The 8,432-nt window shown below is 32.5% G+C and carries 8 protein-coding genes, 2 other RNA genes and 3 pseudogenes; 5 read left to right on the forward strand and 8 right to left on the reverse strand.

Going from position 1 to position 8,432, the window contains the following annotated elements; genetic code table 11:
* The 4 genes and pseudogenes from OZD68_RS06680 to ffs form a co-directional block, all read right to left on the reverse strand.
* Positions 1 to 177: pseudogene (locus OZD68_RS06680) on the reverse strand (IS5 family transposase); the annotation flags it as partial.
* A 264-nt stretch (positions 178 to 441) separates the two neighbouring features.
* Positions 442 to 774, reverse strand: a complete 333-nt coding sequence (locus tag OZD68_RS00375) for a YbaB/EbfC family nucleoid-associated protein (protein ID WP_010963017.1) — start codon at positions 772 to 774, stop codon at positions 442 to 444.
* A gap of 3 nt (positions 775 to 777) precedes the next feature.
* Positions 778 to 2,379, reverse strand: a complete 1,602-nt coding sequence (gene dnaX, locus OZD68_RS00380; RefSeq protein WP_182309736.1) for a DNA polymerase III subunit gamma/tau — start codon at positions 2,377 to 2,379, stop codon at positions 778 to 780.
* Between the two features lie 15 nt (positions 2,380 to 2,394).
* An RNA gene (ffs, locus tag OZD68_RS00385) (signal recognition particle sRNA small type) lies at positions 2,395 to 2,494 on the reverse strand.
* A 121-nt stretch (positions 2,495 to 2,615) separates the two neighbouring features.
* On the opposite strand from ffs, the pseudogene OZD68_RS00390 reads away from it, so the two are divergent.
* Both OZD68_RS00390 and OZD68_RS00395 read left to right on the forward strand, forming a co-directional pair.
* A pseudogene (locus OZD68_RS00390) lies at positions 2,616 to 2,738 on the forward strand (WPE palindromic element domain-containing protein); the annotation flags it as partial.
* 92 nt (positions 2,739 to 2,830) lie between these two features.
* The gene (locus OZD68_RS00395; RefSeq protein WP_182309739.1) at positions 2,831 to 3,484 is read left to right on the forward strand and encodes a glutathione S-transferase family protein; all 654 of its coding nucleotides are present in this window, start codon (positions 2,831 to 2,833) and stop codon (positions 3,482 to 3,484) included.
* 1 nt (position 3,485) lies between these two features.
* On the opposite strand, the pseudogene OZD68_RS00400 reads toward OZD68_RS00395, so the two are convergent.
* A pseudogene (locus OZD68_RS00400) lies at positions 3,486 to 4,133 on the reverse strand (O-methyltransferase).
* Positions 4,134 to 4,383: 250 nt separating this feature from the next.
* Here OZD68_RS00400 and OZD68_RS00405 point away from each other — a divergent pair.
* On the forward strand, positions 4,384 to 4,662 hold the full coding sequence (locus tag OZD68_RS00405) for a DUF2671 domain-containing protein (protein WP_182309740.1): 279 nt from the start codon (positions 4,384 to 4,386) through the stop codon (positions 4,660 to 4,662).
* Between the two features lie 29 nt (positions 4,663 to 4,691).
* On the opposite strand, the gene OZD68_RS00410 is transcribed toward OZD68_RS00405, so the two are convergent.
* The 3 genes from OZD68_RS00410 to ssrS form a co-directional block, all read right to left on the reverse strand.
* Positions 4,692 to 5,396 (reverse strand): DsbA family protein, encoded by a 705-nt coding sequence (locus OZD68_RS00410; RefSeq protein WP_182309741.1) that lies wholly within the window; start codon positions 5,394 to 5,396, stop codon positions 4,692 to 4,694.
* A 54-nt stretch (positions 5,397 to 5,450) separates the two neighbouring features.
* The gene (locus tag OZD68_RS00415; protein ID WP_182309761.1) at positions 5,451 to 5,912 is read right to left on the reverse strand and encodes a type II toxin-antitoxin system RatA family toxin; all 462 of its coding nucleotides are present in this window, start codon (positions 5,910 to 5,912) and stop codon (positions 5,451 to 5,453) included.
* 19 nt (positions 5,913 to 5,931) lie between these two features.
* Positions 5,932 to 6,092, reverse strand: a non-coding RNA gene (ssrS, locus tag OZD68_RS00420) — 6S RNA.
* A 116-nt stretch (positions 6,093 to 6,208) separates the two neighbouring features.
* Between ssrS and OZD68_RS00425 the strand changes: the two genes are divergently transcribed.
* Together OZD68_RS00425 and OZD68_RS00430 are read left to right on the forward strand one after the other, a co-directional pair.
* Positions 6,209 to 6,799, forward strand: a complete 591-nt coding sequence (locus OZD68_RS00425; protein ID WP_182309742.1) for an MlaC/ttg2D family ABC transporter substrate-binding protein — start codon at positions 6,209 to 6,211, stop codon at positions 6,797 to 6,799.
* On the forward strand, positions 6,796 to 8,085 hold the full coding sequence (locus OZD68_RS00430) for a bifunctional folylpolyglutamate synthase/dihydrofolate synthase (protein ID WP_182309743.1): 1,290 nt from the start codon (positions 6,796 to 6,798) through the stop codon (positions 8,083 to 8,085). Before OZD68_RS00425 ends, OZD68_RS00430 begins: the two co-directional genes overlap by 4 nt.
* Positions 8,086 to 8,432: the final 347 nt, after the last annotated feature.

The raw sequence follows: 8,432 nt of genomic DNA on the forward strand, positions 1-8,432 counted from the left end.
TATTATGTGCACCAAAATTACAACTTTATCGCTATAAATATTGTTGCCACCTGGTATTTTTGGACCATTCTCGTACCACTTTTCTATGGCTTCGTTGATATAATGAAAAATATTTCCTCTTTTTTCTAGAAATTTGTTATATTCGCTATGGTTACTGACCCTCATTTTTTGTGGCATATTTTTTCTTTCAAGGTTAAATGGCTATTTTATAATGAATTTTGTCAGTAGCCACCAGATTTTTTCAGTTGCTATGCAACAAAGCCATTCCAGACTGGAATGACATCGTTTACTATGTGCCATATTGCAATGTTTGTACAGTTGTGGAATGAATCACGGTATGACGTAGGGCTATGCTAGTATAGGTACATTATACGAAGAAGTACTAGCGTTGGGAATATTAGAAAAAAAATACTTACACTAAAAGAAACTTCAGTAGTAAATTCAAAAAGGAAGTTTAAACCCAGATGGTAAACCCATCATACCTGCAAGATCAGAAGTTGCATTCGCCATATCTTCTTCTGCTTTTTTAACGGCATCATTAAACGCTGCTGTTACTAAATCCTCTACTATATCTTTTTCCTCATTTCTCATAAGTTCTAAGTCTATGTTCACCTTTTTAGCTTTATAGCTACCTATTTTTATGACTTCCACTAATACAGAAACTTTGCCACCACCAGAAATACCTTGAAACTCTTTCCCAACATATTTTTCTTGAGCTTCTGCAAGCTTTTTTTGCATCTCTTGCGCTTGTTTCATTATTTGACTAAAATCCACAACTTACTCCTTATTTTCTATATTAACTACTCTTGCACCTTTAAACGTGTCAAGGATATCCTTAACTGCAGGTGCATAATTTAAATTACTCACTTCCCTGTTTATATAACCTGTATCAACTGCAATAACCCACTCTTGCTGAGTCACCTGGTTTAAGTAATTTTTTAAATCATTGCAAAAATTACTATCCAACTTAGACACAGCTTTTAATTTTAAATATCCAGGTTTACAATCTATTAATTGTAGATTATTACACAGTTGTTTGTAAAGATAAATTTGGTTACTTCGCCTTAATAGTTGCAAAATCTTATCAAAATAGTAATTTTGTTGTTTATTTTCCACATGGATCCCAGTGTCACGCACTGGGATGACAGAGTGGGGTTGTTGTTTACTTTCCACATATTTTTTTGGATCCGAATAGTCAGCTACTTGGATGACAGATGGGGAAGGTGCAACAGGTCTGCCCTGTCTATTTCCTTGCTCTACATTCTGTGAAAGAATTTTTTTGATCACCTGTTCTGGAGAAGGTAGATCAGAGAGATAGCAAAGACTAATTAACATCATTTCAGCAGCAACATCGTTGCATGTTGAAGTTTTTATATCTTGAATACCTTTAAGCAACACCTTCCACAATCTCGAAAAAAATATTAAAGATCTCTTTATACTTAAATCTTTTATCCTATTCTTTTCATGCTCTGTAACTGCACTATCAATCTCTTTCGTAATTAAAAAACGGCATACTAACTGAATTGTTTGCAATAGACCTTCAAAAATACTAAGTGGGTTTGCTGTTTTTATCGCCTTGTCAAACACTGATAGAGCTTTCTGTAAATCACCTTCTAATATTGCCCCTAATAGATCAAATATAATATCTTTATCCACTAGGCCAAGTATGTCTGTCACATTTTTAGTGGATATTGCACCATCTCTGCTATATAGCACTGCTTGATTCATCAAAAACAAGGCGTTACGCATTGAATTTCCAGAATGTCGTGCAATTAATTCCAATGCTCCCTTTTCAATGGAATAACTCTCTTTTTGTGCAACATCATTTAAACGTTCCACTATTTTAGCTACAGGAATGTTGTGTAAATCAAATCTTTGACAACGTGCAATAATAGTTATCGGTATCTTTTTTATTTCCGTAGTTGCTAAAATGAACTTTACACTAGATGGTGGCTCTTCTAGGGTTTTAAGTAATGCGTTAAATGCGCTGCTGGATAACATATGTACTTCATCTATAATGTAGACTTTGAATTTAGAGCTTATAGGTGAATAGCAAATATCTCCCAGGATTACTTTAATATCGTCAATGCTAGTGTGACTTGCTGCATCGATTTCAATCACATCTGGATGGCTTGAATTTTTTATTGCTAGACAATTTTCACACAATCCGCAAGGTTCAAAAATTGGCCCCAGGGAACAATTCAAACATAAAGCTATTATCCTTGCAGTGGTGGTTTTACCAACTCCACTACTACCAGAGAGCAGTATAGATTGTGGAATTTTGTTTAAAGTAAAAGCATTTTCTAATACACGCACTAATATATCTTGACCTACTAGATCTTTAAAGCTACTAGGACGATGTTTTAATGCTATATTCACAGCTTCGGATAAAATAAATAATGAAGTAGGTATGCAACCCAAAAAGGTTCCGATATGGCTGCCTCATTTCTGATCTGACCAAATTACAGAGTTTTTGCCTGCATACCTTATAAAATATTATACTTTTTTTTTTATTTAGCAAGGTATATCCTATATTAACCTTAATAATTTATATGTTAGATCTCTTGCAACATTACTTTGGAGTAAACAACTGTTACCTAAAATACTCTTCTTCTGTCATCCCAGTGCTTGACTACTTGGATCCAGAAAACTTAATTTTAAATGAATACATCAGGCTGTTGTATAATAAGAACTGGATTCCAGTGTCAGCTACTTGCATGACACCACCTGCTACGCAAACTTCTGTGGACTACAAAGAAAGTTCGTACAGTTGTAGGTCAAGCCATAGAGTAACAAAAAAAGGATATTGGGATAACAAAAGAGGAATATTATGATTTTATATCATTTTCCTCTTTGTCCATTTTCACGAAAAGTTAGAGCTCTTCTCAAAGAAAAAAAGTTGAGCTGTGATCTAGTGTATGAAAATCCGTGGGAAAAACGGAATGAATTTATGGAGATCAATCCAACCGGGCAAGTACCAGTATTAATAGATAATAACTTTGTAATAGCGGATAGTAATGCCATTTGTGAATATATAGAAGAAACTTACAATAGCGACGTCAAATTATTTGGTTCATCCACTATTATTAAGTCTAAAATACGCGCTCTAATCAATTGGTTCGATAACAAATTTTACAATGAAGTTACTAAGTATATTATGAATGAAAAAGTAATTACTAACCGCAGCCCTGACTCTAGATTTCTTCATGCAGCTCAGCATAACCTGCCTTGCCATATGGAATACATCGAACACTTAATTAACAAGAACGTTTGGCTTGCAACTGATAAGTTCACTTTAGCTGATATTGCTTTAGCATCGCATATTTCCGTAATGGATTATGTAAGTAGTTTTCCATGGGAAAAAAGTAAAATTTTAAAAGAATGGTACTCCATTGTTAAATCAAAGCCTTGTTTTCGTGAGATATTATTAGAGAGAGTTTCCGGTTTAATCCCTCCTAAACATTATGCTGACCTTGATTTTTAACTTATGTTAGCTTTAAAGCTACAGTCATTCCTTCATCAGTTGGAATCAATATAGAGAAATATTTTTTTTCATCTGATAATCTATTATTAAACTCCCTCATAGCATGCCATGATTTTTCTGATACTTCTTTTGGAGGCGATTCTAAAAATACTGTGTTAAACAATAGAGTGTTATCTGCAACGATTAGCCCATCTTGTTTAATGTATGACTATGCCCAATCTAAATATTTAGGATAACCACCTTTATCAGCATCGATAAATATCATGTCAAATGGTGCTTTTGCTGATAATTCATTAAGTTTTTCCAATGCATTGCCTTCTATTAGAGTAATTTTATCACTCAGATTAAAAGCACTAAAATTTTTTTTTGCTATTCTTGAGCATTGAGGGTTATTTTCTATTGTATATATGTGACCATCTTCCAGTAGAGCTTTTGCCATGCAAATCGACGAATAACCTTATAACGTGCCAATCTCAACAATACTTTTGATTTTATGGATTTTTATAAATAAACTTAATAGCTTTCCTTCTTCAGGGCCAATTTGAATATGTTGCTTTTTTTCAAGAATACAATATTCTTCTATTTTTTTATATTCTTTTGCAAATAGATTTCTTATGTATGACAATTTTATACTAAAATTATTACGCATATATTATAAATTAGGGAGACTTAATTCATACACAATTTATAAATATAATAATATAGTTTAAAATAATAAAAACATTTATTTTAAGTTATTATTTCATAGTATAAAATTTTAAGTGACAAAAATTATTATATATTGTACTATAGTTAACTAGTATAATAAACAGTCGATTATTATGCTAGAATTAAAGGGATTGTTTATGCGCATTTCTCTTTTTAAAATATAATTTTTATAATCAATTAGAGGGGGTTATATGTCTTATACTATTGCTGGTGAAGTTGAAACGTTAAACAAAAAATCTAACAAGAATGAAGGGGTTATGTTACTACATAATCCAGCTTATCGTGAAAAGTATAAAGAACGTTTTGATGAAGCTCAGAGAAAAGTTATGGATATGGTTCAGTTTTATGATGGGACAATAGTATTAATAGAGAATAAAACCGCTATGTATTACTACACTTGGCACAGTAAAAAAAGAGAGTTTGAGCGTAAAAAACAACAAACAGTAGTGAAAAACAATGACTCAGCATAGAGTCTTTTATATGGTAAGCTACAGTGGTATTACTTCACTATAGCTTTTCCATATAATTTATCTATCACATTAGTGAAATATTTCAGCTCTTTATACCCTCCATGTTTAACTTTATTATGCTCTATATATGATTTATCATCGTTAAGCTTGATGAAAAACATTGGAGTGGCTGTGATACCAAGTTTATTAATTGCCAGTGATTTATCATTTACGATTTTATCCATTATTTTCTTATCATTAATGCATTGGTTAAATGCATCTTGCTTTAAGTTGCTTAGTGCAGCAATTCTTTGTAGTAAAGTCAAATCACTTAAATTGTAGTAATTCCACGAATCTATTGAGTTAAAAACAGCTTTGTTAAAATTAAAGTAGTCTTCTTGTTTTTCGTAGCAATGACTTAGCATTGCAGCCTTTAGCCCTCTGTAATCCAAAGGAAAATGACGAAATATATATAACATCTTACCTGTGTCTATATATTTCTCTTTAATTTTAGGAAAAACATTCCTATGAAAAAGAGAGCAGTGATAACAAGTTAATGAAGCATATTCTATCATTAGAATTGGTGCTTTTGGATCTCCTAATAATTTATCATTAGGTAATGGCGATAATAGCTCATTTGATGTTATTTCATTGGGTTTTTTTTGAATGTATTGGTTATCGGATAAATCTTGCTTAACAACTGCATAAGAATTAACACTTATGAAAATTAATAAAAACAATAGTCTAAAAATCATTACAATATAAACACTTAACTTACTAAAAAAAATTATACATTTATATTAATAATGTCAAGATAACTTTTGTTTAGCAAGGCTTTCAGCCCTATCTTTAAATGCAGCAATTATTTTACTTTGTGTATACTTATATACTGAGTTTAATAAAGTGGAAAATGAGTTGGACTTAAACTTAAACTCTATATAAAACTTTACCATAGTTTTATTTTCATCTATGGGAATGAATTGCCATTCATTGTATAGATGTTTAAATATTCCATTTGATGATACAGCTTTTATCCAACCTTCATTTGTTCCAGTTGGAGAAAGAGAAGTAACTTCTGATGTATATCTACCTTTAATTCCATGAAAAGCTGCGAGGAGATCCACAACCATTTGGTTGTTAATTTTTTCTTTTATATAAACGGCTTTGCACCAAGGAACAAAATCAGGATACCTTTCAACATCAATTACAATCTGGAATACTTCATTAGGCAAACATAGGAAAACACCCTGTTCTTTGTATTGATGAAGCATAAATGTTAAACCAATCAAAATAGGATCCGTATCTACCGTCAGCCTTAGTAGATTCCTGAGACTAAAGTTAAGGTGGGCATCGCGTATCAATTTCAACGAAATTAACAGAGGCAATTCCCTTGACTAGAAATTATCGCTCGGGAAATTTAACTTAACTCATAACGCATAGAACAGACCCTTAGTTAATTGTAGATGATTTATACAAGGTGTGTCTATAGATATATTAAAGCTAGCGATTATTATTTAATCTTTATTAAACTTTGCATTCTAAGTATCATAGCTAATAAATATATCTTATGAACATTACTAAAGTTTTAACTATCATTGTTTTTATTGTAATTTCTTCAAGTGCTTACACTAATTGTACAGATCACAAAATTTTTGTGCATACTATGAAGCAACAAGTGGATGGTATATCTACAAAGGAGAATAAAAAAAACCGGGAATGTGTGCAAAAAAAGCTTCAGGAGGTCATTCAAAACAATGTTAACCTCAAAGGAATATCGCAATTCGTCATAGGAAAACATTGGGCTTTAGTTAAACAAAAAGAAAAAGAAGATTTTTTAAGAGAGTATGAAGTGTATCTTACGCGTTTGTGCGTTAAAATTTTATATAAATACATGCATGATAGTGAAATGATCATAATGAGTACAAAAGCAGTTGACGATGAAACTTGCTTAATTGGTACAAGATTTTCTTACGGTGATGAAGAATTTACAAATATTGATTTTAAAGTTACTAAAAATAACAGTTCTTTCTTGATAAGTGATGTTGTAATGAGTGGAATAAGTATTGCTATTAATCAACGTTATCAATTTAGTGAAAAAATCGACACGCGTGGCATAGCAAGCGTTATAGCTGAATTAAAATGCAATAACAATCCATGATATATATGCCTCATTGGCCTAAGCCACTTGGTAGCAGGCCGAATGATTTTTCTCTTGATCGCATAAAAGGCTTTCTTAGCAAACTAGATAACCCCGAGAAAAAAGTGCCTCCCGTAATTCATATAGCTGGAACTAATGGGAAAGGCTCAACACTAGCATTTATAAGATATATAATGCAAGCAGCAGGGTATAAGGTACACGCATACACTTCTCCACATTTAGTGAGTTTTAATGAGAGGATAGTGATAGCCGGCAGCTATATCGACGATAATGAATTATATAGCTTATTAGAAGAATGTCGTGCAGTAATTGCAGAACAACCTATCACTCTGTTTGAAGCTGCAACTATTGCAGCTTTTTTAGCTTTTTCTCGTCATAAAGCAGATATAACTTTAGTTGAAGTGGGTATGGGTGGAAGGCTTGATGCAACAAATGTTATAGATAATCCGATTTTAACAATAATTACTTCCATTGCACTTGATCATACGGAATATCTTGGCCCTACTGTAGAAATTATAGCAGGTGAAAAGGCTGGAATAATGAAACCTAATGTTCCTTGCGTAATAGCACCGCAAGAAAAATCTATAGTGAACACGCTAGAACACCACGCAATAAATAAGAAATCTCCATTGTATAGAGGAGGTCTTGAATGGAATTGCAAAAAAAAGAACAACAAAATGGTTTTTCAATCAGCTATTCAATCAATAGAATTTCCTTTGCCATCTTTAAAGGGTGATCATCAGGTGATTAATGCAGGCAATGCTATTGCAGCATGTAGTATTTTAAGTGGAAAGTATGAATTTGATATTGGAGAAGAGGATATCACTTCAGGTTTACACTGCACTTATTGGCCTGCACGGCTAGAGTCTATAAAAGAAGGTAATTTAATTTTCCTACTACCGAAAGATTGGCAATTATTTTTAGATGGTGCACACAATAATGATGCTGCTAGAGTACTATCTCAGTGGGTAAAAGATAATTTTGCTGAAGGTATTTATATGGTTTTTGGTGTTACTAGTAACAGAAATGTGGAAGAGTTCTTAGAGCACTTAAAGCCATATATCAAGCTACTATGTGCGGTTTGTGTTAAGTCTGAACCTAAAGCAACAAATACAAATTTGATTAGGGAAAAAGCCAATAACATAGGAATAAAAGCAGTTGAATGTGAATCAATTGGCGATGCAATATCAAATCACATATTAAAAGCCTCTACCCAAAACGTCAAAACCATACTAATCTGTGGCTCATTGTTCCTAGCTAGAGACTTCGCTATGGAGAATAGCTAACTTTGATGATATGAACTGACCGATGGGGAAATAACTTTGATTGCTCATAGTACTGCTTGGCTTTTCGTTATCGACTTCTATAAACTGATCATCACCTTTAAATTGCTCCTCAATTGAATTTATAGCTGTCTTTTTGATGATATATAGCTCTTTTTACAATAATCCGAACAGATCATAATATGCTACTGCTCTACCATAGCCATAAGCACATATCTTATCCTATTCGGACTATTGCGAGAAGTGCTATAATTACTTGCAGCATTTAAAATAGGTGAAGTAACAATTATAGCCTTTCTTATAATAGTCCGAATGCGATAAGATATGTGTTTATGGCTATAGCAGGCCAG

Origin of the sequence: Wolbachia endosymbiont of Drosophila bicornuta, assembly GCF_028982105.1 — a bacterium.
Lineage (GTDB): Bacteria > Pseudomonadota > Alphaproteobacteria > Rickettsiales > Anaplasmataceae > Wolbachia > Wolbachia pipientis.

What these genes read in the sequence shown, in the direction of transcription:
- OZD68_RS00395 (WP_182309739.1), top strand. Translation starts at nt 2,831, where the DNA reads ATGATTTTATATCATTTTCCTCTTTGTCCATTTTCACGAAAAGTTAGA.
- OZD68_RS00405 (WP_182309740.1), top strand. Translation starts at nt 4,384, where the DNA reads ATGTCTTATACTATTGCTGGTGAAGTTGAAACGTTAAACAAAAAATCT.
- OZD68_RS00410 (WP_182309741.1), bottom strand. Translation starts at nt 5,396, where the DNA reads ATGATTTTTAGACTATTGTTTTTATTAATTTTCATAAGTGTTAATTCT.
- OZD68_RS00415 (WP_182309761.1), bottom strand. Translation starts at nt 5,912, where the DNA reads ATGCTTCATCAATACAAAGAACAGGGTGTTTTCCTATGTTTGCCTAAT.
- OZD68_RS00425 (WP_182309742.1), top strand. Translation starts at nt 6,209, where the DNA reads ATGAACATTACTAAAGTTTTAACTATCATTGTTTTTATTGTAATTTCT.
- OZD68_RS00430 (WP_182309743.1), top strand. Translation starts at nt 6,796, where the DNA reads ATGATATATATGCCTCATTGGCCTAAGCCACTTGGTAGCAGGCCGAAT.